Raw genomic sequence first — 23,494 nt, 5'->3', positions numbered from 1 at the left:
AAAATAGAGGAATAAAAATGCAAACAAAAAATATCTTCAAACGCAGTCTGCTGGCCAGTGTGGTTGGCCTGGCATGCATGGGTAATGTGGCGACAGCTCAGACAGCGACTTCGAATCAACTCGTGCTGGAATCCATGACCATGGATAAAAAAGCCGACCCTTGCACAGATTTCTTCCAGTATTCAAATGGCGAATGGTTGAAAGCCAACCCCATTCCATCTGATCGCGCACGTTACAGCGCCTACGATGAAGTGACAGAGCGGAACCTGACCGCACTGAAGTTGATCGCCGAGACCGCCGCAAAAGGTGATGGCAAGAGCAAGGCAGCACAACTGGTCGGTGCGTTTTATGCCAGTGGCATGAATGAAGCGCAAATAGAAAAAGAAGGCATCAAACCGCTGGAGCCACAGTTTGCGCAAATCAATGGCATCAAAGATAGTACTCAGTTGCTGGCTGTGATCGCTGGTTTGCACAAGCAAGGTGTCTCACCTTTGTTTGGTTTCACTGTAGATCAGGATGCAAAAAATACCACGCGTTACATCCCGCAAATCATGCAGGGTGGCCTGGGCTTGCCTGACCGCGATTATTACTTGAAGACTGATGCCAAGACCAAGGATATCCGTGACAAGTATGTCGCCTATGTCACCCAGATTTTTACTTTGCTCGGTGACGCTCCAGACCAGGCCAAGAAAAACGCTGCCGTGGTCATGACGCTGGAGACCCGTCTGGCCAAGGCATCCTTGACCAAGGTGGAATTGCGCGACCCGCAAGCCAGTTATCATTTATCTGACTTGAATGCTTTGCAAAAAATCGACAAGAAAACCGCCTGGGCGACTTATTTTAATGAGTTGGGCCTGGCTCAGCCTGGTCAATTCAATTTGGCCCACCCCAAGTTCATTGCAGAAGCAGGGCGCATGCTCAATACCGTCAGTCTCGATCAATGGAAGACTTATTTGCGCTGGCAACTGGCCAATGCGCGCGCCAGGGATTTGAGTTCAGCCTTTGTCAATGCGAACTTTGATTTCTATGGCAAGACCCTGGCAGGCACCAAGGAATTGCAACCACGCTGGAAGCGTGTCCTGGGATCTATCGATGCCATGGCAGGTGAAGCCATGGGCGAGTTGTATGTTGCCAAATCCTTTGGCCCTGAAGCCAAAGCCGGTGTACTGGAAATGGTGGATAACATCAAGCTGGCCATGCGTGAAAGTATCAGCAAGCTGGAATGGATGTCAGACACTACCAAACAGCAAGCCTATAAAAAGCTCGACACTATCCTGGTAAAAATAGGTTACCCCGATGTGTGGCGCGATTACAGCAGTCTGCAAATCGATACTGGCCCTTATGCAGCAAATATGGCGCGCGCTGCTGAATTTGAATTCAAGCGCAATCTGGCGAAACTTGGCAAGCCCATAGACAGGAATGAATGGGGCATGACGCCACAAACCGTGAATGCCTACTATAACCCTACCATGAATGAAATGGTGTTCCCTGCAGGCATATTGCAACCGCCTCTGTACCATGTGAATGCTGACCCTGCCGCCAACTATGGCAATACCGGTGCAACTATAGGTCATGAACTCACACATGCTTTTGATGATGAAGGCCGCCAATATGATGCTCAGGGTAACCTGAAAAGCTGGTGGACCAAGGACGATGAGAAAAAATTCCTGGTTCGTGTCAAAGCCATAGAAAAGCAATTTGACGAGTTCAATCCCATCGACAAATTGCACATCAATGGCAAGCTGACTGCCGGTGAGAATATTGCCGATCTGGGCGGGATGAAGATTGCCCTGCAAGCTTTGCACAAATCACTCGAGCGCAAGCCCCAGGCCAAGGAAATTGATGGCTTGACGGTTGATCAGCGCTTCTTTGTCGCCAATGCGCAAAGCTTCCGCAGTCTTATCCGTGATGAAATGCTACGTATGAAACTGGCAACTGACCCTCACTCACCAGACAAATACCGCGTCATTGCTCCATTGGCAAATATGCCGGAATTTTCCGATGCTTTCCAGTGCAAAGGTGAGCGTTCGCCTCTGCGTCCAATGGCGACCCGGGTAAATATCTGGTAACAGCGTATACTATGGCTTGAAATGCAGTAGTGGATGCAGGTAAAAGGGGCGTTGGATGCAAATCTGGCAATCTCAAACCTGCCAATATTTCTTGTCATCAGAGTGCATGCCAGCATGTACTCTGTGCACTCCAGATATGTAGGGCTATATGGAAACCAAAGTTGTCGAATTTGAACTCCCACAGATGGAAGTGGGCAGTAGTTGTACTGCCAATGCCTGGGCGCGCATCCCGGATGCGCCTTCAGCGATAGAAAAGCTGGAACTCAAAGCCAGAATACGCCAGCTCTTGAAAGAAAAACAGGCCGTGCTGGTGGCCCATTATTATGTCGATGCCGAATTGCAGGACCTGGCAGAAGAAACTGGTGGCTGTGTTTCTGACTCACTGGAAATGGCAAGATTTGGTCGTGACCATCCGGCCAAGACCCTGGTTGTCGCTGGTGTCAAGTTCATGGGTGAAACCGCCAAAATACTCAGCCCCGAAAAAACTATTTTAATGCCCGACCTGGATGCGACTTGCTCGCTGGATCTGGGTTGCCCGGCAGATGAGTTTGCAGCGTTTTGCGATGCCCATCCCGACCGCACCGTCGTCGTGTATGCCAATACCAGCGCAGCCGTCAAGGCACGTGCTGACTGGATGGTGACCTCCAGCATAGGCCTGGATATAGTCGCTCACCTGCATGCGCAAGGAAAAAAAATACTCTGGGCACCGGATAAACATCTGGGTGGCTATATCCAGAAACAGACCGGTGCAGACATGTTGCTGTGGCAGGGTTCCTGTCTGGTGCATGATGAATTCAAGGGTATAGAGCTGGATGTACTCAAGGCTGAGCATCCAAATGCCAAAGTACTGGTTCATCCTGAATCACCGGCTGCTGTCGTGGCACTGGCAGACGTGGTTGGCTCGACTTCGCAAATGATTCATGCGGCACAAACCCTGGATGCAGACGAATTCATCGTCGCCACCGACAATGGCATCTTGCATAAAATGCAGATGGCAGCGCCGACCAAGCGTTTCATCGTTGCCCCTACCGCTGGCAATAGCGCTACTTGCAAGAGTTGTGCACATTGCCCATGGATGGCAATGAATGGCTTGCGCAATCTGATGCAGGTACTGGAGAGCGGCAATAATGAAATCCAGGTCGATCCGGCAGTAGGACAAAAAGCCAAGGTCTGTATAGACCGCATGCTGGATTTCGCTGCGGCCAAAAAAGCCAATGTGCGCCCTTCAGGTGACTTGGCTAAAGAAGCTAAGCTGTTCTCCGGCATAGGCCCGGCCTGAGAACCTGTTACGATCTTACTGCGCGAGCGTGATCGGGGCTCATGCGCTGCTCAAAATGCTCATGTACTAGAAGTACATTCCGCTTTTTGCGCTGCTCTTCACCCCGCTGACGCGCGCTCGCTACAGATCGTAAGCAGCTTCTAAATGCTGCGCAAGCTAAATACAATTAAACTGAGGTTATCTGGACATGTCTGGTAATTTAAAGAATACGCATTTCCCCTTTGATGCAGATTTACAAAAAGCATTTGAACGCAATATCAGCGATGCACTGGCCGAAGATGTCGGTGCTGCCGATCTGACAGGCTTGCTGGTGCCTGCTGATGAAATCGTGAACGCACAAGTCATCGTGCGTGAAGATGCTGTTCTGTGTGGTGCGCCATGGTTCGACGCCGTCATGACAGCACTGGATACAAGCATAGAAGTAGACTGGCAATATACCGAGGGTGAACAGATGAAGGCAAACACTGTCGTCTGCAAAATCAAGGCACCTGCCAGGGCCTTGCTGACAGCCGAACGTGCTGCACTGAATTTCCTGCAATTATTATCTGCTGTGGCAACCTCCACCAGCAAATATGTCGCCATCATCGCTGGCACAAAAGCAGCCATACTCGATACCCGCAAAACCTTGCCCGGCCTGCGTCTGGCGCAAAAATATGCAGTGCGTGTAGGCGGTGGCAAGAACCAGCGCCTGGCCCTGTACGATGGCATCCTCATCAAGGAAAACCATATAGCAGCTGCAGGTGGCGTGGCTGAAGCCATGCAAAAAGCCCTGAGCCTGAATGCCGGTGTGACCATACAAATAGAAGTGGAAACCCTGGAACAATTGCGGACGGCATTGAATGCTGGCGCCCAATCCATTTTGTTGGACAATTTCAACACCACCATGATGCGCGAAGCGGTGACCATCACCGCTGGCCGTGCCTTGCTGGAGGCTTCCGGGGGCATTGATCATGCTTCTGTCCGGGCAATAGCCGAGACAGGGGTGGACAGGATATCGATAGGTAGCCTGACCAAGGATATCAAGGCGACTGATTATTCTTTGCGAATTGTTTGACGCTACGCTAGCTGTTTATCTGACGGATTTCTGATTCAATCAAAGCGTGAAAAAAAATTTTTCTGACATTAATGTGGAAATTAGCCAAATCCTCAATAGAGCCATGTATGCGTTTGATGAAATGCCAGGCTCAAGTAGAAGTGTTTTGGCAGATTCAGCCTCACGTGATCTTTCTGGTATTTCTGTAAATTTCAAATTTTTTCGTCTATTAGCTTTCGCACTGTTAGCTATGTTCCTTTGGAAAATGAAGGATTTTTCAATTGCACTTGACGCAGGCAGTGTTCGATGAGAATGTGTGTGATGCGCTAGCACTGAATGATGCTTGTGCTGTTGAAGTCAGGCGCTTGCAAGAATTGATGTTACTACAGAGAGCAAATTTAAAAATCAGGTAATGCAGCAATCTAAAATAAAAGGAGTACCAGATATTTTTCTGATACTCCTTTTGCTTAGCGTTTTATTTTTCAAGATTTTCTTGAGAAATCGTAATTATGAAATACCAGCAATACACTTTTGAGTCAGTGGCAATGATACTTTGTCAGCGACACAGTAATATTACCGATATCATTCAATTGTTCTTTTCATTCCTTGGTTTGTCGGTTTCAGGCATCAACCATCAGTACGTAAAGCAGCGATCGGATCCAGCGCAGCGGCTTGACGAGCCGGGAATACACCAAACCCCAGGCCAACTGCCACGCAGGCGCTGACTGCAATCAGCAGGCTGATGGGTGACCAGGCAACGGACCAGTCTGCCAGTGCGGCTATGCTATATGCTGCGATTGCTCCTAGTACCACGCCAAGCAGGGCGCCGCTAAAGGCGATGACCAGAGCTTCTGCCAGAAATTGTTCTATGACGTCGCGCCTGCGTGCCCCTAGTGCACGTTTCAAGCCAATTTCACGACGGCGTTCGAGTACGTTGGCCAGCATGATATTCATGATGCCTATGCCACCCACCAAGAGAGACACTGCAGCTATTGAACTCATGACGATGGTAAAGATTCGCTGGGTTTGCTGGTTCTGCCGATATAAGCCCATAGGCACAATGAGATTGGTGTCATCCGCGCCCGCATGCCTTTGTTCTATCAGGTTTTGCAGTACGCGTGCTGCAATGTCTGGTGCTGTTTTAGCATCGAGTCGCAAGCTCATGCTGTCGACTTCATTTTCCAGCATCGTAAAATGGAAACGGGCACGCCCGGTCTGCCAGGGGACAAACAGGCGCTCATCGTCAAGTCCGAGTTTGACGCCTTCAAATTCTGTCTTGCTGAGTGCGCGGTCAGCCAGGACACCGATAACCTCCAGCCAGGCATGATTGAGCTTGATACGTTCGCCTACGGGATTGTTGTCACCAAAGAGTTGATGTGCCAGGCGTGGGCCGATTACGCAGACGGGGGCGAGGCTGGCATTATCCTGTGGATTTAACCAGCGACCCTGACCCACGCGCAGTCCAGTGAGTTCTGCATACGAGTCAGATACGGCATACGCGCGTGCAGGCACGACCTTGTCACCACTGACAAGCTGGTCAAGCTTGATTTCTTTTTTTAGTGCAAAGGCTGTGGCACCGGGCACGACTGCCAGTGCGGCATCTGCATCGGCAGCAGATAAACCCAGTGAACGGTGACGTATTTCTTTCAGGCGTTTTTCGTCGATGTTCTTGCTTTCTATGATGACATTGTCCAGGCCTAGTTCCGCTACCAGACGCAGGGCTTCACGGCGGCTGCCTTCTCCTACAGCCAGCATGGCGACGATGGCAGCTACGCCAAATATCATACCCAATAAGGTCAGGCCAGTGCGTAATTTGCGCCTTTGTAATTCATTGATGGCTTCCAGGATCAGGGCGCGATTCATGACTGTACATCCTTGGTCTTTTCTTTTTCTTTATCTTTGACTTCAGGCAGCAAGACCACCTGACTGCCTGGGCTGATACCAGATTTGATTTCACTGCGCACAGGGCCACGCTGTCCCAATACTACCGTCTGGTGCTTGAGTTGCTCACCCTCTTTGACATAGGTCGCAAAGCTGGCACCATCTTGCACCAGAGCGATATTTGGTATTGTCATGGCCTTGGCTTGATTGATGATGCTGACCGTGCCTATCAAGGCCTGGCCTGGCTTGAGGGCCAGGGTTTGTGCCTGTTCTTTTTTGAACGCGGCTTCAAAGCTGATGAACTTGACTGGAGAATCTCGCGAAACCACGCTGGCGCTATTACCAACCTTGGTGATACTGAGTTCAATTTCCTGGCCGCTACCAGCCAGGCGCACTTTGACAGGCAAGCCAACTTTCAAGCCAAAGGTGCGACCCTCTTCTATATTGAAGTTGGCGACTAGTTGATCGAGGTCGGGCAGCGAGCCAAATTCTTGCCTTGGAAGAAAGTTGGATCCTACCTGTGGTTTTGCTCCATCCCAGTTTGCCTGTAACAAGAACACACCATCATGCGGCGCCAGTAATTCAAGTGCATCAAGATTATTTTTATGCTGGCTGGCATTCAGGCTGACACTTTCTTTTTGTGAATTCAATACAGCCTGTTCTGCTGCGCTACGGGCTTGCACCTGCCCGGTTCTCCAATTCAAATAGCCGCGCTTGTTCTTCAGAAAACCACTATCCTGTAATTCATCTAATATTTTATTGCGCGAAAAAATCGCCAGGTCGGCGTTAGCATAGCGTTCACTCAGACGCAAATCTGCCTGTACTTTGGCAGTATCTGCCGCCAGGGTTGAGCGGCTGCTGGCGTCACTGGCTTGTATGTTTTCCGCAGCCAACTCCTTGCGCAATAATTCCAGTTCCGCTTGCGACAATTCCATACGTGATTTAGGCGCGTCAAAACGGGCGATCACCTGGTCCTTTTTTACCAGGCTGCCTTCAGGCAGCATCGCTATCAAGGTACGACCATCCCAGCCCTGGCCGGGTACGCTCAAGGGGGTTTTGTTGGAGGCGATGATTTCGCCATCGACGACGATATTTTCTTGCCAGTTCCTGGGAGTGAAGGTTTCAGTCGCAACTTGTAACTGATCGGTTTTGCTGGTGCAGGCCAGGCTGCTCAAGCTCAGCGTGAGACAAGTGCAGAGTCGTGTCATGTTCATTTTTTTATTGCTCCAGCCATTGCAGATTCTGCTCCAGCGCCACTCAAAATGGCTTGTACTGCCGCACCAGGTTTAAGCCCTTTTGGCATTTGCTCAAATTCCAGTTCTATGTCCCGCACAATAATGGGCTGGGATGTTGATTTGCTATGGAACACATTGCCCAGCCCGGTGACACGTGCTGACACTGTCGTATTTGCACCTGGTATGGTGATGCGCGCGTTTTGTCCAATTTTGATTGTGCTTGATTGCGCTTCTGGTACTTTTGCCAGTACGAATAATTTATCCGGATCTGCCACACTGGCAATCGACAAGCCCATCCAGATTTGGCTACCAGCGGTAAATTTTTCACCTTCAAAATTACTTTTATAAATCATCATGCCAGGTTTGCTCGCAGTTACAGTCATGGCTTTTTGGCCCTTGAGCAAGCTATCTATTTTTCCTTGCAGCATGGTTATTTCTGTGTCCAGGCCAGTCTTTTCTGCTTTGCGTGCGCGTGTCTGGGCCGTGCGTAGTTTCTGGGATAGTGCGGCCAGTTCGTTGTTCAGCGATTTTTCTATGACCAGTTTGTCATAGTCGACGCGTCGGATTAATTCTTTTGGCATGGTGGCTTTGCGTGCTGCCTTCTCGGCATTGCTTTGTGCTTCAGCGACGGCCAGGTCGGCGGCTTTTTCTGCTTCAGTTTGTTCCAGCTTGAATTTTTCCAGGGCTCTCAGTTTTTCATTGAGTTGACTTTTTTGGCTGGCTAGTTTGTTTGCTACTTCAGCAGCCTGGAACGTCGCCAGCATGTCGCCAGCTTTGACTATGCTGCCCTCAGGTGCCATTTGGGCCAAAGTATATTGCCAGATATAGGGAATCGACGGTGGTCCTATAGGGGTAATGACGCGTGACTGTATTTCACCCTCTATAGTCAGGTCTTGGGCCTTGGTGGTGGCTCTGTCATTGCTTTTCCGGGGCGCTTGCATAGGCTCTATCATGACACTCATGCCAGGCACTAGTTTGAAATTGTGTTGTGCGGGCAATTTGATGTCAATGCGAAAGTATCTTCCATAACCCCAAATGCTGTGTTCTTCCGGTGCATTGGAAATGTTGGCAATGCTGGCCAGTATTTCTGAGCCGGGCAGGGCATCAAATTTCAGACTGAGGGTTTGTCCTTCCTTCAGATAAATCCTGTCGGCCTCCAATGCCCATGCCCTGACTTCCATCTGGCCTGAGCCTATGACCTGGCCGGCGTTATTGCCCGGGAAAGCGCTGGAACCTTCTTCCAGTCTTTCGTTGCGCCAGTTGCTGTAGCCATGCACTACATAACCATCCTGGCTGGCGCGCACTTCAGATCGTGTCAACTGTGTCTTGAGATAATTAATATTGATCTCTTGCTTTTTCAGTTCGAGGTCAGCGTCCGATTTTTTCCTGCTGATCGATGTATTGGCGTCATCAAATGCCAGTTGTTTGACTTGCTGATCTCGCTCAGATCTTTCTTTTTCGGCTTGATACTTATCGAAGTCCAGTGCAGAGATCTGGGCCTTGGGCAATGCGGCGTCGACCAGTGATTTAGCCAGGGCGGCCTTGGCGGTCAGCAGATTTTTTTCTGCTTCCAGGGCCGCCACTTCGAGCTTGGCAAGTTCAGAATCTGTCTTTGCCTTGGTCTGTTGCATGCCGATTTCCAATTGTTCTATGCTGGCATTGTTTGGTGTTTCTATGCGCAGGACCAAATCGCCCTTATTAACTTTGCTGCCCTCAGCGACGAAATTACTCAAGACTACGGGCGACGAATTGGAGGGCGGGACGAAGATGATTTGTGAATCTTTGGCGATGACTTCACCCGTCAGCAAGACCGGGCGACTCTTTCCTTGAACGGGAGGGCTCAGTGCATTTGCTGGTGCAACGGATGAGGCGGGTGTTGTTGCAGGCAGGATCATGCATGCCGAGAATATGCATACACTCAGCCTTGATAGAGATAAATGTTGGCGCGGGCGCTGTTTCATGCTGCCAGCTCCACGATATTTGCCACCTTGCCATCAGCCAGGTGTATGGTTCTTTGCGCCCGGGCTGCTACCGCAGGATCATGCGTCACCAGCACCACGGTTTGGCCGCCTGCATGTAATTCGCTTAACAAGCCCAGGACATCAGTAGCACTTTTTGAATCCAGGTTACCCGTTGGCTCATCTGCCAGTAGCAAGGCTGGCTGATTCAGCAGCGCGCGGGCGATGGCTGCGCGTTGTAGCTGACCACCAGATAATTCTCCTGGCTTGTGATTTATGCGCTTTGCCAGACCTATGCGATCCAGCAAATGACGGGCGCGCGTTTCTGCCTGGGTATCTGGAGATTTGCTGTAACGTTGTGGCAGCAAGACATTTTCCAGCACGGTCAGGCGCGGCAATAAATGAAAGGACTGAAAGACAAAACCTATATGACGATTGCGAACATCAGATGCCGCATCGTCACTCATGCCACTGACTTCTTCCTGGTTCAGCAGGTAGCTGCCATGATCAGGGCGATCCAGCGCGCCGAGCACGTTCAGCAAGGTGGATTTGCCCGAACCAGAAGGCCCCATGATGGCGACGAACTCACCGCTGGCGATGTGCAAATCTATCCCGTCAAGGGCTCTGATTTCATTGCCGCCTTGCTTGTAAGTCTTGCGTATCTGACTGAGCTTTATCATGCAAATTCTCTTTTGGAGTGACGTGAATCTCGCCAGAAAAGAGTGTGACGATAAGTGCGTGGCAGTAATAGACTGCAGCACACGGCGTACTGCCTGGCGAGCAAGCTGGGCAGTATCACTGTGATAATTTAATTTGTCAAATGGCTATGGGCTTTGTTGGCGTTAACTCTGAATGTAAATAGCCAAGTGAATGGTCAAGTCCAGGGTTATTTCAATGCCGGCAGCTTCCAGATTACTGTTGGCAAGTCACTTATTTTTCCGCTTTGGTGACAGCACTGTGGGTAGGGCCTTGGGCAGGGTATCTGGATAATCGCGGCTGAAATGCAGGCCGCGGCTTTCACGGCGCGACAGTGCGCTATTGACGATCAGTGAAGCCACTTCCACCAGATTACGCAGTTCCAGCAAATTATTCGAGATGCGGAAGTTGGCATAGTACTCGTCTATTTCTTCCTTCAATAGACGTATGCGGTGTTTGGCGCGTTCAAGGCGTTTGGTGGTGCGTACTATGCCTACATAATTCCACATGAAGCGGCGCAATTCATCCCAGTTATTGGCGATGACGACTTCTTCATCCGCATCCGAGACGCGGCTTTCATCCCAGTCGGGCAAGGCAATGACGCTGGCACGTTCCTGCGCTTCTATATGCTTGGCTGCAGCACGACCAACCACCAGGCATTCGAGCAGGGAATTGCTGGCCAGGCGATTGGCACCATGCAGGCCAGTGTAGGCAGTTTCACCCACGGCATACAGACCAGGCAAGTCAGTGCGGCCATCGGTATCGGTGACGATGCCGCCGCAAGTGAAGTGCACTGCTGGCACGACAGGTATGGCTTGCTTGGTGATATCGATCCCCAATTCCAGGCAGCGCGCATAGATGGTGGGGAAGTGTTCTTTCAAGAATTCTGGTGGTTGATGGCTGATATCAAGTTCGACAAAATCCAGGCCGCGTTTTTTCATTTCAAAGTCGATGGCGCGGGCCACTACATCGCGTGGCGCCAACTCCATTCGCTCATCATGATTGGTCATGAAACGCTTGCCCCCAGCAGCGCCGGCTTCGGCAGGTAATTTCAAGATGCCGCCTTCACCGCGTACGGCTTCAGTGATCAAGAAAGATTTGGCAAAGGGATGGTACAGGCAAGTAGGGTGGAACTGGATAAATTCCATATTGCTGACCCTGCAACCGGCACGCCAGGCCATGGCGATGCCATCACCGGTAGCGGTATCTGGATTGGTGGTGTACAGGTAGACCTTGCCGGCTCCACCCGTTGCCATCACAGTATGTTGCGCGGCAAAGGTATGGACCTTGCCACTTTTCACGTCCTGAACATACAGACCCAGGCAACGGGGAGTAGGAGAGTTGTCCCCCAGCTTGGTCGATGTAATCACATCAATCGCATAGTGATGTTCAAACAGGCTGATGTTGGGATGGTTGCGTACTTTTTGCTCCAGTGTGACTTGCACTGCATGGCCAGTCGCATCAGCGGCATGGATGATGCGGCGCTGGCTGTGGCCACCTTCGCGTGTCAAATGAAAGCCCAGCTCGGCTTCTTCATCACGGGTAAAAGGTACACCTTGTTCTATCAGCCAGTCTATGGCTTCGCGCCCATGTTCTATGATATAGCGGGTGGCTCCTTCATCACACAGGCCACCACCCGCGATCAGGGTGTCAGAAATATGCTGCTCATGGCTATCGTGGGAATCGAGTACGGCGGCTATGCCACCTTGTGCCCAATTACTGGCTCCATCCAGTAATTCACGTTTGGAAATAATCGCGACTTTGCGTGTTTGCGCCAGATGTAAGGCGACGGATAAGCCTGCCAGTCCACTACCTACAATTGCTACGTCAAAATTCTTCATTATGTGATGATGGTTAATTTACGCTCGGGGTGCTGAGTTTGCAGACCAGTTCGGCAGAACCCTGCTAGATGATGGCCTTGATTTATCTCATTCGAGTGGAAAATCCAGGCTGCTGTTAATCAATATTTGCCATAGTATGCCAGAGACAGAGGAAACTGGTGGGCGAGCTTGACCAGCATTTATTGCGATCTGATGAAACTATTTCAGAAATTGATGACAGAGCTGAGCCTGGGTTTTCTCTTGCGCAATGCTGCAATTCCAGATTTCTTGCAGATTAATTGCAGATTTTTTCTGACAAAATTCAGCAAGCTGTAAGAAAAGTGAATAAGCAAATCTGGATAATTGCTGAAATTTTTTAAGTTTCTACAGAAAGCATGCAAACCGCTTGACACAAGGCTTTGCGGCTTGCTCTAATACCGGATGCAGATTTCCTGCTTGCCGTGATAGATGCACGACCAATAAAATAATCGAATACATCATCGCGAAATTCAAATTTTTGTGAGGGGGCTATAAGTGAATAAGACTGAGTTGATCGATCATATTGCGAAGACAGCGGATATTTCTAAAGCGGCTTCGTCGCGTGCGCTGGATGCAGTGATCGGCGCGGTAAAGACCACATTGAAGAAAAAAGGCACCGTAACACTGGTTGGTTTTGGCACTTTCTCTGTAGCTAAACGTGCAGCAAGGCCCGGTCGCAACCCTAAAACTGGCGAGCCTATCAAGATCAAGGCTGCCTGGGCACCCAAATTTAAAGCTGGCAAAGCTTTGAAAGATGCGGTAAACTAGCGCTCTTTCGTGGCTCGGTGACTGAGTCGCGAAATTTGTTTGTATGCGTGGGGCGCTTAGCTCAGTTGGTAGAGCGGAGCCCTTACAAGGCTTAGGTCGGGAGTTCGAGCCTCTCAGCGCCCACCAAAAATCAGGCAAAATGAAGTTAAGCAGTAAAAAAAGGAGTGGTAGTTCAGTTGGTTAGAATACCGGCCTGTCACGCCGGGGGTCGCGGGTTCGAGCCCCGTCCGCTCCGCCAGAAAATCGAAAAGGCGAACGAAAGTTCGCCTTTTTTTGTATTCGTCAAATTGTTATTGTGATACTTAGCCACGTGATTGGTTGAACATGTTTGAATTTATTCGTACCCATCAGCGCTTAATGCAAATTTTGTTAGCTGTTCTTATCTTACCGTCCTTTGTTTTGTTCGGTAACACTGACGCTTTGAGGTCTATAGGCAAAGAGGAGGGCATTGCAAAAGTTGCAGGTGTTCCTATCTCGCAGGCTGAATTTGATCAGGCATTACGTGATCAGCTTGATCGTATGCGTCAGGCATATGGTCCGCAATTTGATGCAAAAATGCTCAATACTGCAGAAGCAAGACAAAGTATTCTGGATGAGTTAATTGCGCGCAAGGCAATGGCTGGCGAGATCGTCGTGAAGAAGCTGGCAATTGCAGATATTACTTTGCGAGACAATATCGCCCAGACACCCGGTCTGGTCAAGGCTGACGGTCATTTTGACAATGCAGAATACAATCGCTTGCTGTCCCTGCAGGGCTTGACACCTACCATGTATGAACAGCGTTTGCGCCAGGATTTGATCGTTCAGCAATTGTTGAGTCCTGTCCAGGCTAGTGCCTTTGTTTCAAAAACTGTGGCTGATCGTTTGTCTGCTATCAATGAGCAAGAGCGCGAAGTACAAATGCTGATGTACAAACCTGGAGATTTTACTGCGCGCGTTAAAGTTACAGACGAGATGCTCAAGGCCTACTACGAAAAAAATACGGCGCAGTTCGAAATCCCGGAACAAATCAATGCTGAATACGTGGTCTTGAATAGTGATGTGTTGGCAGAACAAACGACAGTGTCTGATGCCGATGTCCAAGCCTACTATAAAGCAAATGAAAAAATCTATACAACAGAAGAGCAGCGTCGTGCCAGCCATATTTTGATCACCGCTGGCAAGGATGCCAGTGCTGCTGACAAAGAAAAGGCAAAAGCCAAGGCCGCTGGTATTCTGGCGCAACTGAAGAAAAAACCAGAAGATTTCGCCAAGCTCGCGAAGGAAAATTCTGAAGATCCAGGCTCCAAGGAAAAAGGCGGTGATCTGGATTTCTTTGGACGTGGCGCCATGGTCCCGCAGTTTGAAGAAAGTGCGTACAAGCTCAAGCAAGGTGAAATCAGTGAGCTGGTGCAATCTGACTACGGTTTTCATATCATCATGGTGACTGAGATCAAGCCTGCTACAGTAAAGGCTTTGGACGAAGTAAAAACACAAATTGCTGCTGAAATCAAAAAACAAAAAGCAGGTAAAGCTTATACGGAAGCCGCCGAGACCTTTGGTAATCTGCTGTATGAACAAGCCGATAGCTTGAAACCTGTAGCTGAAAAACTCAAATTGAAAATACAAGTAGTCAATGGTTTGACACGCAACAGCAAACCTGGCATTGAGGGCGCGGTCGAAGCCAGCAACTCCAAATTTCTGAAAGCTATTTTCTCTGATGATGTGATCAAGAAAAAGCACAATACAGAAGCGGTTGAGATCGCCCCTAACACACGTATTGCTGGCCGCATTCTTGAATACAAGCCTGCAGCGAAGCGTCCATTTGAAGAAGTCAAGGCGGCAATACTTGCGCAAGTGACCGCTACAGAAGCCGCAGCACTGGCTGAAAAAGAGGGTATAGCCAAGCTGGCAGCCTTGAAGGCGGCTGATTCGACAGCAGGATTTACCGAAGCCAAGATGGTATCCCGCTTGAAGAACCAGGACATTCCTAGCGCGGCTTTGGTTGATTTGATGCGGGCGGACACGCAAAAACTGCCGGCTTTTGTGGGTACACACCTGGGCTCTGCCGGATATGTTATTTTCCGCATAGCTAAAGTTACTGCTGGCACGCCTGACGCAACACGACGCGCTTCTGAAGCGCAGCAACTGACCAGTATGCAATCTGCTCAAAACCTGTATGCTTATCTTGAATTGTTGAAGCAAAGAGCAAAGGTTACAGTCAATAAAGCCGCAGTAACAGCGCCGGTCACTGCCGCACCATAATTCAGCTCAATTCTGGCGTTGGGAAAAAGACACTCTTTGAGTGTCTTTTTTTTTGTTAAAAATTAAAATTTTGTCTATTCTTGCAGATGTTGTCTTTTGCGTGCAATCGACTTTGAATCCGGCAATATTTGATGTGAATCAATGTAGCCAGGCAATGCGATTGTTATTCTTGCAGTGTATTTTTACAACAGAGTGAGATCATGACAATAACTAAAGAAAACACATACAACTATAGGGTTGTACGGCAATTTTCTGTCATGGCAGTGGTGTGGGGAATAGTCGGCATGCTGGTAGGCGTGGTGATTGCAACCCAACTTGCCTGGCCGGAATTTCTGGGAGGGATACCGTGGCTGAGCTACGGCCGCTTGCGCCCCTTGCACACCAATGCCGTAATTTTTGCCTTCGGTGGTTGCGCCTTGTTTGCCACCTCCTATTATGTCGTTCAGCGTACCTCGAATGTGCGCCTGTTTTCTGATGGTCTTGCCGAGTTCACTTTCTGGGGCTGGCAATTGGTCATTGTTGCCGCTGCCATCAGTTTGCCTTTAGGGTATACCCAGGGTAAAGAGTATGCCGAACTGGAATGGCCTATTGACCTGTTGATTGCGATAGTCTGGGTATCTTATGCCATCGTGTTTTTTGGCACGCTGATGAAGCGCAAGGTGGAGCATATTTATGTAGCCAACTGGTTCTTTGGTGCTTTCATCATAGCCGTGGCAGTTTTGCATATCGTCAATAGCGCTGCCATCCCTGTATCTTTCATGAAGTCTTATTCTGCCTATTCTGGTGTGCAAGATGCGATGGTGCAATGGTGGTATGGTCATAATGCGGTGGGATTTTTCCTGACTGCGGGTTTCCTGGGTATGATGTATTACTTCATACCCAAACAAATCGAGCGTCCGGTCTATTCTTATCGCCTGTCTATCGTCCACTTCTGGGCGCTGATCTTCACTTACATGTGGGCGGGCCCACATCATCTGCATTACACGGCTTTACCTGACTGGGCACAATCGATAGGCATGCTGTTCTCGCTGATTTTGCTGGCTCCTTCCTGGGGTGGTATGGTCAACGGCATCATGACCTTGTCTGGTGCATGGAGCAAACTACGCTCTGACCCTATTTTGCGTTTCCTCATCGTGTCCCTGTCTTTCTATGGCATGTCGACCTTTGAAGGTCCGATGATGGCGATTAAAACTGTGAACGCCTTGTCGCATTACACCGACTGGACCGTGGGTCATGTGCACTCCGGTGCTCTGGGCTGGGTGGGCTTCATCACCATAGGCAGTTTGTATTACCTGATTCCGCGCCTGTTTGGTCAAACGCAAATGTATAGCAAGCGTCTCATTGAAGTGCATTTCTGGGTAGCGACCATAGGTGTTGTCTTGTATATCGCTTCCATGTGGATCGCCGGTGTCATGCAAGGTCTGATGTGGCGCGCAGTGAATGAGGACGGTACGCTGACTTATTCCTTTGTAGAAAGCGTGAAGGCGACTTACCCCTACTATGTGATCCGTATGACGGGTGGCTTACTGTACCTGAGTGGTATGTTGGTCATGGCCTATAACGTCGCAAAAACGCTCATGGCAGCCAAACCTGTGAACAACACCATTCCTGCATTGCCTGCTGCTGCGGCACATGCATAAATCAGAGAAATCAAAGGAGAAATTTGATGCGTAATTTTACTCATGATCTGATTGAGCGGAATGTGGGCTTATTGCTGGTGCTGGTGATACTGACTATCAGTGTTGGCGGGCTGGTGGAGATCGTACCCTTGTTCTTCCAAAAATCAACGACCGAACCGGTGCAGGGCATGCAGCCATACTCTGCCTTGCAATTGGCCGGCCGCGATATTTATCTGCGAGAAGGTTGCTATGGCTGCCACTCGCAGATGATCCGCCCCTTCAGGGCCGAGACCGAACGTTATGGCCATTATTCCGTAGCGGGTGAATCAGTCTATGACCATCCCTTCCAATGGGGTAGCAAGCGCACTGGTCCGGATCTGGCGCGGGTAGGTGGCCGTTATAGCGATTCCTGGCACAAGGATCATTTGACGGATCCACGTTCCGTCGTGGTCGAGTCCAATATGCCAGCTTACCCATGGTTGGGCAAAACCCAGCTTGTTCCTGAAGAGATAACACCTAAGTTGAAAGCCATGAAAACCCTGGGCGTACCTTATACGGAAGAGCAAATCAAGGCTGGCCCATCTGAGTTGGCTAACAAGACTGAGCTGGATGCGGTGATCGCCTACTTGCAGGTTTTGGGTACTGCGATCAAGAACAAGAATTGATATCGGGATAACTGGGTCCAGTATGACCCAGTTTTTCGGGGAGAAATAACATGAATTTCACAATAATCAGCAGCGTCGTGACGGTCATCAGCCTCATCGTATTCATCGGCATTATTTATTGGGCGTTCAGCGCTGGCAACAAGGAAAAATTCGAGAAAATGGCACGCTTGCCAATTGATAATGAGAATGGAAAATAGCCATGGCAGACTTTTTTAATGAATGGTGGAGTACCGGCATCGCCATCGCTACCGCCTTGTCCATGCTGGCCTGTGTCTTGTTGTTATGGTCGCAATCCAAGGTCAAGGTCAAAGTCGGCAGTGATGGCAAACCCTTGCCTGCAGAAACCACTGGCCACGTATGGGATGGCGACTTGATGGAACAAAACAACCCACTGCCTAAATGGTGGATGTGGTTGTTTTACCTGACCGTGGTGTATAGCGTAGGTTATTTGATCGTTTATCCTGGTTTTGGCAAATGGCAGGGTACATTTGGCTGGAGCCAAAAGGGAGCTTATGAAAAGGAAATGAAGGATGGCGAAGCGCAATATGGCCCCATCTTTAATAAATACCTGGCCATGGATATCAAGGCCGTTGCCAAAGATCCGCAAGCGCATGAAATTGGCCAGCGTCTGTTTCTCAACACTTGTTCGCAATGTCATGGCTCTGATGCGCAAGGTGGCAAGGGTTACCCTAACCTGACCGATAGTGACTGGTTGTATGGCGGTGATCCACAGACTATATTGACTACTATACGTGAAGGTCGTCATGGTCAGATGCCGCCTATGGGGGCAGCACTGGGTACTGACGATGATGTCAGGAACGTCGCCAACTATGTATTAAGCCTGTCAGATTCAGCGCATGATCCTATCAAGGCGGCGATCGGCAAATCCAAATTTGCTGCCTGTGCGGCTTGCCATGGCGGCGATGGCAAAGGTAATCAGGCACTGGGCGCGCCGAATCTGACGGACAAAGTCTGGTTGTATGGCGGCGGTATTGACACTGTGATGGAAACCATCAACAAGGGTCGCAATAACCAGATGCCAGCCCACAAGGCGATTTTGACTGAAGGAAAAATACATTTGCTGGCTGCTTATGTCTGGAGCCTGTCCAACAGTTCTGCCCAGGTCAGTGATGCAGATATCAGCGCCGTCAAGCAAATTTCTGCCAGTGCCGCCGAAGCAGCACCGAGTAAGTAGTCATTTGAAAACCATGAATGCGCCTGTCATATCTAGGGAGGGAAGATGATCATACAGCATGCCCCGCCAGTCTTGAAAGGCGCTGCCTTTTTGCTCAACCAAGAAAAATAGAATCACGATGAAGCACATACCCATAATCCCGGTGCCTATAGAAGAAGCAGAATTGGCGCTTTTTGAAGAACGCAGGAAAATCTATCCGCGTACACAAACAGGCTGGTTTTCTTCCTGGCGCTGGGTGCTGGTGTTTTTTACGCAGGCTTTATTTTATGGCACAGCCTGGCTGAACTGGAATGACAGGCAAGCTGTCTTGTTTGACTTGGTAGCGCGCAAGTTTTATATTTTTGGCCTGGTCTTGTGGCCTCAGGATTTTATCTATCTGGCCATCTTGCTCGTCATTTCTGCCTTGAGCCTGTTCTTGTTTACTGCTATCGCGGGCAGGGTGTTTTGTGGTTATGCCTGTCCACAAACAGTGTATACCGAAATTTTTCTTTGGATAGAAGCGAAGATAGAAGGCGAGCGTAATGCGAGGATCAAACTTGACGCTTCGCCTATGTCGACACGCAAGTTTTCGCTTAAATTTATCAAGCATTTCATCTGGATAAGCCTGGCCTTGTGGACGGGTTTCACCTTTGTTGGATATTTCACCCCAATACGTGAACTGGCCATAGAAGTAGGTAACTTTACACTAGGCCCATGGGAGACATTCTGGTTCCTGTTCTATGGCTTCGCCACTTACGGCAATGCAGGCTGGATGCGTGAACAAGTGTGTAAATACATGTGTCCTTATGCACGTTTTCAGAGTGCCATGTTTGACAAGGATACGCTGATCGTTACTTATGACTCGGCACGCGGCGATCCACGCGGGTCCCGCAATAAGAAAGTTGATTACAAATCACAAGGCATGGGTGATTGTGTCGATTGCGGAATATGTGTACAAGTGTGTCCGACCGGCATTGATATTCGTGAAGGCTTGCAGTATGAATGCATAGCTTGCGGTGCCTGTATCGATGGTTGTGACCAGGTCATGGACAAGATGGGTTATGAGCGTGGCTTGATACGCTATACCACTGAGCATGCGTTGACACGCAAGCTTGATGATAAAGCCATGTGGAAAAGAGTGTTCCGCATGCGCACCTTGATCTATGGTGGCTTGCTGGGTTTGATTATTTTAATGTCGGCGGTTTCTCTGGCCTTACATACACCTTTGAAAGTGGACGTACTTAAGGACAGGGGAATGCCCAAAGTCACTGAATCAGGCGCTATCGAGAATGTCTATCGCCTGCAAGTCATGAATACCCAGGAATCGCCACGACGTTTTAGCCTGGAAGTGCAGGGGGCTGCTGGCGCATTGATTGTAAATTCAACGGATATTGAAGTTGGATCAGCAAGCACCAAGGCTTTCCCGGTCAGGGTAAGGGTGCCAGCTAATGTGCTGAACAGTGGTTCCAACCGTATACGTTTCATCATCAGGGACTTGGCTTCGCCAGAAGTAAGCGTTACTGAAAAAGCCGTGTTCATCGTTCCACGATAGGAGAAGAAAATGGAAGCCAGTTTGATGTCCCCCAAAACCAGGCGTGATGCCTGGTACAAGGAACCTTGGTTGATTCTGGTGGTCGGTGGCCCAGCCATCGTCGTGTGCGCCAGTCTGTACACGGGTTATATTGCCATGCGCGGTGCTGACAAGGTAGTAGCTGAGGATTATTATAAGCAAGGCTTGATGATTAATAAGGACATACAGCGTGATGCCAAGGCCAGGGAATTGCAGCTGAATGCCTACATCCATGCCGATTTCGCCAACGCTAAGATCGATCTGCAATTGAGTGGCAAAGGCAAGCTGCCGGACAGTCTGCAACTCAGCATCGCCAATGCAGCCGTAGGCGGTAACTCGGTGAGTGAAGTCATACGCCGTTTGCCCATGAGACAGACGGCACCCGGTCGGTATGAAGGGGATCTCAAGCTGATGCCGAATACAGCTGAAGCGGCAGTAAAATTGTTCCATATTAAACTGGAGACCACAGACTGGCGCCTGACCGGTGACTGGTTTGATCCAGAACAAAAACCGGTGCAACTGAATGCAGCAAAATGAGGGTAACCCCTGAAGCTTGCTGACCTGAGGCTGGACAACCACTAGAAGGGGACAGGATTTGGAACATAGCACTATTACAGCACGCAAACCTAGGCTGCGCTCGATATTGATGATCGTTTTGTGGCCCGCTTTTTTGATGGCTTGTGCAGCAACAGGTTTGTTTTTCAGCCTGGTTGATCCTATGGAATTGATCGTACTGGATCACCGCCTGCAAATGCATGAAACGGGCGTTTATACAGTAGGTTTTTTTGCTTTCTGGTTGCTGGGAATTCTGTCTAGTGGTTTGACGGCCTTGCTTGTGCAAAAAGCACATTGAGACATCACCATGAAAATGAACGAACTGGCTGCATTTCCTGCAATAGAAATTCCAGAAGGCTTGATACGCCGTTTCGATAGTTTGGGGCCGAGATACACTTCTTATCCGACAGCAGACAGGTTTGTCGACGGCTTTACCGCTGAGTCATATAAACTCTACCTGGAAGAACGCAGCTGCTTATTGAGCAAGCCACCACTGTCTCTGTATATACACATCCCTTTCTGTGCTTCGCTCTGTTATTACTGTGCTTGCAATAAGGTCATTACCAAAGATCACGGCCGGTCGGCCAAGTATCTTGAATATCTGGCCAAGGAATTAAATCTGGTGACAGCGCATTTGCGTCAGCGTGAGACGCTGAGTCAGTTGCATTTGGGTGGCGGAACGCCAACTTTCCTCAGTCATGCTGAATTGCGTCAATTAATGCAAATGCTACATCGGAATTTTGATTTTTCTGATGATGCTGAAATTTCTATAGAGATAGATCCACGCACTGTCACTACGGAGACTTTGCAACTATTGGCTGAGCTTGGTTTTAATCGCACCAGTCTGGGTGTGCAGGATTTCAATGCCGATGTGCAAAAGGCAGTTCACCGGATACAGCCTTATGAAATGGTGGCGCAAACTGTAGCAGACAGCCGTGCCTGCGGCTTCCAGTCTATTAATTTTGATTTGATCTATGGCTTGCCTAAACAGAACCTGGACAGTTTTTCACAAACCCTGGATCAAGTCATTGCCCTGTCGCCAGCGCGTATTGCTCTTTACAATTATGCCCACTTGCCGACTCGTTTTAAACCGCAGCGTCGCATAGCTGAAGCAGACTTACCTTCCGCTGAGCAGAGGCTGCAGATTTTTTTGATGTCAATCAAACGCCTGCTGGCAGAGGGATATGTCTACATAGGCCTGGATCATTTTGCCAAGCCAGATGATAGCCTTGCTTTGGCAACGCTGGACGGCAGTCTGCATCGGAATTTCCAAGGCTATACAACACGGGCAGATTGCGACCTGATCGCCCTCGGGCTGTCGGCAATAGGCAAGGTAGGTGCATCGTATGGGCAGAACCTGCGGACTCTGGATGCGTATTACGCGAGTCTTGACGCGGGTATATTGCCTGTGGAAAAAGGTTACCACCTTGATGTTGACGATATCCTGCGCCGCCAAGTCATTATGAGCCTGATGTGCAGCAATACCTTGAATTTCAAATTCCTGGAAATGCAATACGGAATTTCTTTCCCCGAACATTTTTCTGAAGAACTGTTGAAGCTGCAAGATTATGCCAAAGAAGGCATAGTGCATATTGATGACGGCAGCATCAGCATTCCTCCCAAAGGCCGCTTGTTTGTACGCGCATTGGCAATGGTTTTTGATCGCTATTTGTCGCAGCAGTCAGGCGCCCGCTACTCAAAACTGATTTGACATGCTGACTCTTCCCTTGGTGTTTGCCGCGATGACAGCAGGTGCCATAGGCGGTGTGCACTGTGTAGGCATGTGCGGTGGAATTTCCATGTTATTGACACAGGCGGGACAGAGGCAGAATAAACGCGGGGCAGAAGTCAATAAAGTTATTCCCATTGCCTTAATGACACAGGCCAAGGCAGGTCAAGCCGTTAATAGCATTCAGGCCCGGCTGGTATATCAAGCACTATTGCAAAGCGGGCGCATTTTTACCTATGTGATTGCAGGCGCTGTACTGGGGGGGCTAGGTGCGGCTGGTATGTTGTTCAAGCCCTATCTGCCAGTTCAACAAATCCTGTTTGTCCTTGGTAATTTGATGTTGATACTGCTTGGTCTGCGCGTATTGGGCCTGTCACCACGACTGGCATTTTTACAAAACGCTTTGGCCAATTTACATACCCGTTTCAGTAAGAAAATGCCTGTGTTGCAGCAGGCTGCACGATATCCATTTTTATTGGGGATGAGCTGGGGTTGCCTGCCCTGTGGCCTATTATTTGGCGTCGCCCCATTTGCCTTGTTATCTGGTGAAGCCTGGTCGGGCGCCTTGCTAATGCTGATTTTTGGCGTGTTTGCATTGCCGCATTTATTGTTGACCCAGGCCCTGATGCAACAGGCGCAGAATAAAACCCTTATGCGTGGCCTGCGTTATCTGGGGGCGGCGATCTTGATGGGGATAGGGGCTTTAGGGCTTTGGTATTTTGACATGAAGGATATGCCATCCTTCTTATGCCTGGTCCCTGCGGCATAACGGACTGGCAAGCATCAAGCCTTGATATCGATTAGCGTACCCAGCACTTCATCTGCAGTTTTGACAACTTTAGCTGACAAATCAAAACCTGCTTTGAATTGTATGGATTGCACGATTTCATTTGCCAGATCGGTGCCACTCAATTCTTGAGAGGCAAGGCTGCTGCCTTCCTTGCTGATGCTGGCAATCACCCCGCCTGCAGGCTGCTCCTGAAAACTGACTTGCTGTGGGACGAAGCCTGAGGTGCTGGCATTCGCCACATTGTGGCCTGAACTGTCCAGCGCCGTACTATAGGCCCTGAGTCCTGAAAGACCACTATTAAGTGCTGAAACTGCCATTTGATGCTCCAGATACGATACGATTTTTCCTTAGCTTATACTGAATTCGTGAA

General features: G+C 49.5%; 21 protein-coding genes and 2 tRNA genes. 17 read left to right on the top strand and 6 right to left on the bottom strand.

Annotated features, from left to right (window positions below):
- Positions 1–17: 17 nt before the first annotated feature.
- From ACO0LC_RS14010 to ACO0LC_RS13995, 4 genes are all read left to right on the top strand, one after another.
- The gene (locus tag ACO0LC_RS14010) at positions 18–2,069 is read left to right on the top strand and encodes a M13 family metallopeptidase (RefSeq protein WP_423004043.1); all 2,052 of its coding nucleotides are present in this window, start codon (positions 18–20) and stop codon (positions 2,067–2,069) included.
- Between the two features lie 148 nt (positions 2,070–2,217).
- Entirely contained in the window at positions 2,218–3,348 is a 1,131-nt protein-coding gene (gene nadA, locus ACO0LC_RS14005; protein WP_423004041.1) for a quinolinate synthase NadA, read from the top strand.
- Positions 3,349–3,535: 187 nt separating this feature from the next.
- Positions 3,536–4,402, top strand: coding sequence for a carboxylating nicotinate-nucleotide diphosphorylase (gene nadC / locus ACO0LC_RS14000; protein ID WP_423004039.1), 867 nt, complete (start codon positions 3,536–3,538; stop codon positions 4,400–4,402).
- Positions 4,403–4,448: 46 nt separating this feature from the next.
- Entirely contained in the window at positions 4,449–4,691 is a 243-nt protein-coding gene (locus tag ACO0LC_RS13995; protein WP_423004037.1) for a hypothetical protein, read from the top strand.
- Positions 4,692–5,008: 317 nt separating this feature from the next.
- Here ACO0LC_RS13995 and ACO0LC_RS13990 read toward each other — a convergent pair whose 3' ends face one another.
- The 5 genes from ACO0LC_RS13990 to nadB form a co-directional block, all read right to left on the bottom strand.
- Entirely contained in the window at positions 5,009–6,244 is a 1,236-nt protein-coding gene (locus ACO0LC_RS13990; protein WP_423004035.1) for an ABC transporter permease, read from the bottom strand.
- Complete coding sequence (locus ACO0LC_RS13985) at positions 6,241–7,470, bottom strand: efflux RND transporter periplasmic adaptor subunit (RefSeq protein ID WP_423004033.1); 1,230 nt, start codon at positions 7,468–7,470, stop codon at positions 6,241–6,243. Before ACO0LC_RS13985 ends, ACO0LC_RS13990 begins: the two co-directional genes overlap by 4 nt.
- Positions 7,471–7,472: 2 nt before the next feature.
- Positions 7,473–9,392 carry an HlyD family secretion protein gene (locus ACO0LC_RS13980; protein ID WP_423004031.1) on the bottom strand — a complete coding sequence of 640 codons (1,920 nt, stop codon included), beginning with the start codon at positions 9,390–9,392 and terminating at the stop codon, positions 7,473–7,475.
- A gap of 62 nt (positions 9,393–9,454) precedes the next feature.
- Positions 9,455–10,135, bottom strand: a complete 681-nt coding sequence (locus ACO0LC_RS13975) for an ABC transporter ATP-binding protein (protein ID WP_423004029.1) — start codon at positions 10,133–10,135, stop codon at positions 9,455–9,457.
- A gap of 246 nt (positions 10,136–10,381) precedes the next feature.
- A complete protein-coding gene (gene nadB, locus ACO0LC_RS13970) occupies positions 10,382–11,992 on the bottom strand; it encodes an L-aspartate oxidase (RefSeq protein ID WP_423004027.1) in 1,611 nt (536 codons plus the stop codon).
- Positions 11,993–12,505: 513 nt separating this feature from the next.
- On the opposite strand from nadB, the gene ACO0LC_RS13965 reads away from it, so the two are divergent.
- The 13 genes from ACO0LC_RS13965 to ACO0LC_RS13905 all read left to right on the top strand — a co-directional run bounded on the left by ACO0LC_RS13965 (position 12,506) and on the right by ACO0LC_RS13905 (position 23,103).
- A complete protein-coding gene (locus ACO0LC_RS13965; protein ID WP_423004025.1) occupies positions 12,506–12,778 on the top strand; it encodes an HU family DNA-binding protein in 273 nt (90 codons plus the stop codon).
- 50 nt (positions 12,779–12,828) lie between these two features.
- Positions 12,829–12,904 (top strand) — tRNA-Val (locus tag ACO0LC_RS13960).
- A 35-nt stretch (positions 12,905–12,939) separates the two neighbouring features.
- Positions 12,940–13,016: transfer RNA gene (locus ACO0LC_RS13955), tRNA-Asp, on the top strand.
- Positions 13,017–13,102: 86 nt separating this feature from the next.
- On the top strand, positions 13,103–15,022 hold the full coding sequence (locus tag ACO0LC_RS13950) for a SurA N-terminal domain-containing protein (protein WP_423004023.1): 1,920 nt from the start codon (positions 13,103–13,105) through the stop codon (positions 15,020–15,022).
- A gap of 200 nt (positions 15,023–15,222) precedes the next feature.
- Positions 15,223–16,662: a cytochrome-c oxidase, cbb3-type subunit I gene (ccoN, locus tag ACO0LC_RS13945; RefSeq protein ID WP_423004021.1), complete on the top strand. Its 1,440-nt coding sequence runs from the start codon at positions 15,223–15,225 to the stop codon at positions 16,660–16,662.
- 26 nt (positions 16,663–16,688) lie between these two features.
- Complete coding sequence (gene ccoO / locus ACO0LC_RS13940; RefSeq protein WP_423004019.1) at positions 16,689–17,306, top strand: cytochrome-c oxidase, cbb3-type subunit II; 618 nt, start codon at positions 16,689–16,691, stop codon at positions 17,304–17,306.
- Between the two features lie 50 nt (positions 17,307–17,356).
- Positions 17,357–17,503 (top strand): cbb3-type cytochrome oxidase subunit 3, encoded by a 147-nt coding sequence (locus ACO0LC_RS13935; protein ID WP_423004017.1) that lies wholly within the window; start codon positions 17,357–17,359, stop codon positions 17,501–17,503.
- A gap of 2 nt (positions 17,504–17,505) precedes the next feature.
- The gene (gene ccoP / locus ACO0LC_RS13930) at positions 17,506–18,501 is read left to right on the top strand and encodes a cytochrome-c oxidase, cbb3-type subunit III (RefSeq protein WP_423004015.1); all 996 of its coding nucleotides are present in this window, start codon (positions 17,506–17,508) and stop codon (positions 18,499–18,501) included.
- Positions 18,502–18,619: 118 nt separating this feature from the next.
- Positions 18,620–20,032, top strand: a complete 1,413-nt coding sequence (ccoG, locus tag ACO0LC_RS13925) for a cytochrome c oxidase accessory protein CcoG (protein ID WP_423004013.1) — start codon at positions 18,620–18,622, stop codon at positions 20,030–20,032.
- 9 nt (positions 20,033–20,041) lie between these two features.
- Positions 20,042–20,587: a FixH family protein gene (locus ACO0LC_RS13920; RefSeq protein ID WP_423004011.1), complete on the top strand. Its 546-nt coding sequence runs from the start codon at positions 20,042–20,044 to the stop codon at positions 20,585–20,587.
- Positions 20,588–20,645: 58 nt separating this feature from the next.
- Complete coding sequence (locus ACO0LC_RS13915) at positions 20,646–20,903, top strand: hypothetical protein (protein WP_423004009.1); 258 nt, start codon at positions 20,646–20,648, stop codon at positions 20,901–20,903.
- 9 nt (positions 20,904–20,912) lie between these two features.
- A complete protein-coding gene (gene hemN, locus ACO0LC_RS13910; RefSeq protein WP_423004007.1) occupies positions 20,913–22,316 on the top strand; it encodes an oxygen-independent coproporphyrinogen III oxidase in 1,404 nt (467 codons plus the stop codon).
- Position 22,317: 1 nt separating this feature from the next.
- A complete protein-coding gene (locus ACO0LC_RS13905) occupies positions 22,318–23,103 on the top strand; it encodes a sulfite exporter TauE/SafE family protein (protein ID WP_423004005.1) in 786 nt (261 codons plus the stop codon).
- A 14-nt stretch (positions 23,104–23,117) separates the two neighbouring features.
- Here ACO0LC_RS13905 and ACO0LC_RS13900 read toward each other — a convergent pair whose 3' ends face one another.
- Positions 23,118–23,441, bottom strand: a complete 324-nt coding sequence (locus tag ACO0LC_RS13900; protein WP_423004003.1) for a flagellar basal body rod C-terminal domain-containing protein — start codon at positions 23,439–23,441, stop codon at positions 23,118–23,120.
- Positions 23,442–23,494 lie beyond the last annotated feature (53 nt).

The organism is Undibacterium sp. JH2W (assembly GCF_049340425.1).
In the GTDB taxonomy this organism is placed as follows: Bacteria; Pseudomonadota; Gammaproteobacteria; order Burkholderiales; family Burkholderiaceae_D; genus Undibacterium.
Note: the sequence above shows the minus strand (reverse complement) of the source record. Positions and strands in the feature narration are given on the sequence as shown.

Bases quoted from the DNA above. Each gene is read 5' to 3' on its own strand.
- ACO0LC_RS14010 (WP_423004043.1), top strand. From the start codon at position 18: ATGCAAACAAAAAATATCTTCAAACGCAGTCTGCTGGCCAGTGTGGTT.
- nadA (WP_423004041.1), top strand. From the start codon at position 2,218: ATGGAAACCAAAGTTGTCGAATTTGAACTCCCACAGATGGAAGTGGGC.
- nadC (WP_423004039.1), top strand. From the start codon at position 3,536: ATGTCTGGTAATTTAAAGAATACGCATTTCCCCTTTGATGCAGATTTA.
- ACO0LC_RS13990 (WP_423004035.1), bottom strand. From the start codon at position 6,244: ATGAATCGCGCCCTGATCCTGGAAGCCATCAATGAATTACAAAGGCGC.
- ACO0LC_RS13985 (WP_423004033.1), bottom strand. From the start codon at position 7,470: ATGACACGACTCTGCACTTGTCTCACGCTGAGCTTGAGCAGCCTGGCC.
- ACO0LC_RS13980 (WP_423004031.1), bottom strand. From the start codon at position 9,392: ATGATCCTGCCTGCAACAACACCCGCCTCATCCGTTGCACCAGCAAAT.
- ACO0LC_RS13975 (WP_423004029.1), bottom strand. From the start codon at position 10,135: ATGATAAAGCTCAGTCAGATACGCAAGACTTACAAGCAAGGCGGCAAT.
- nadB (WP_423004027.1), bottom strand. From the start codon at position 11,992: ATGAAGAATTTTGACGTAGCAATTGTAGGTAGTGGACTGGCAGGCTTA.
- ACO0LC_RS13950 (WP_423004023.1), top strand. From the start codon at position 13,103: ATGTTTGAATTTATTCGTACCCATCAGCGCTTAATGCAAATTTTGTTA.
- ccoN (WP_423004021.1), top strand. From the start codon at position 15,223: ATGACAATAACTAAAGAAAACACATACAACTATAGGGTTGTACGGCAA.
- ccoO (WP_423004019.1), top strand. From the start codon at position 16,689: ATGCGTAATTTTACTCATGATCTGATTGAGCGGAATGTGGGCTTATTG.
- ACO0LC_RS13935 (WP_423004017.1), top strand. From the start codon at position 17,357: ATGAATTTCACAATAATCAGCAGCGTCGTGACGGTCATCAGCCTCATC.
- ccoP (WP_423004015.1), top strand. From the start codon at position 17,506: ATGGCAGACTTTTTTAATGAATGGTGGAGTACCGGCATCGCCATCGCT.
- ccoG (WP_423004013.1), top strand. From the start codon at position 18,620: ATGAAGCACATACCCATAATCCCGGTGCCTATAGAAGAAGCAGAATTG.
- ACO0LC_RS13920 (WP_423004011.1), top strand. From the start codon at position 20,042: ATGGAAGCCAGTTTGATGTCCCCCAAAACCAGGCGTGATGCCTGGTAC.
- hemN (WP_423004007.1), top strand. From the start codon at position 20,913: ATGAAAATGAACGAACTGGCTGCATTTCCTGCAATAGAAATTCCAGAA.
- ACO0LC_RS13905 (WP_423004005.1), top strand. From the start codon at position 22,318: ATGCTGACTCTTCCCTTGGTGTTTGCCGCGATGACAGCAGGTGCCATA.
- ACO0LC_RS13900 (WP_423004003.1), bottom strand. From the start codon at position 23,441: ATGGCAGTTTCAGCACTTAATAGTGGTCTTTCAGGACTCAGGGCCTAT.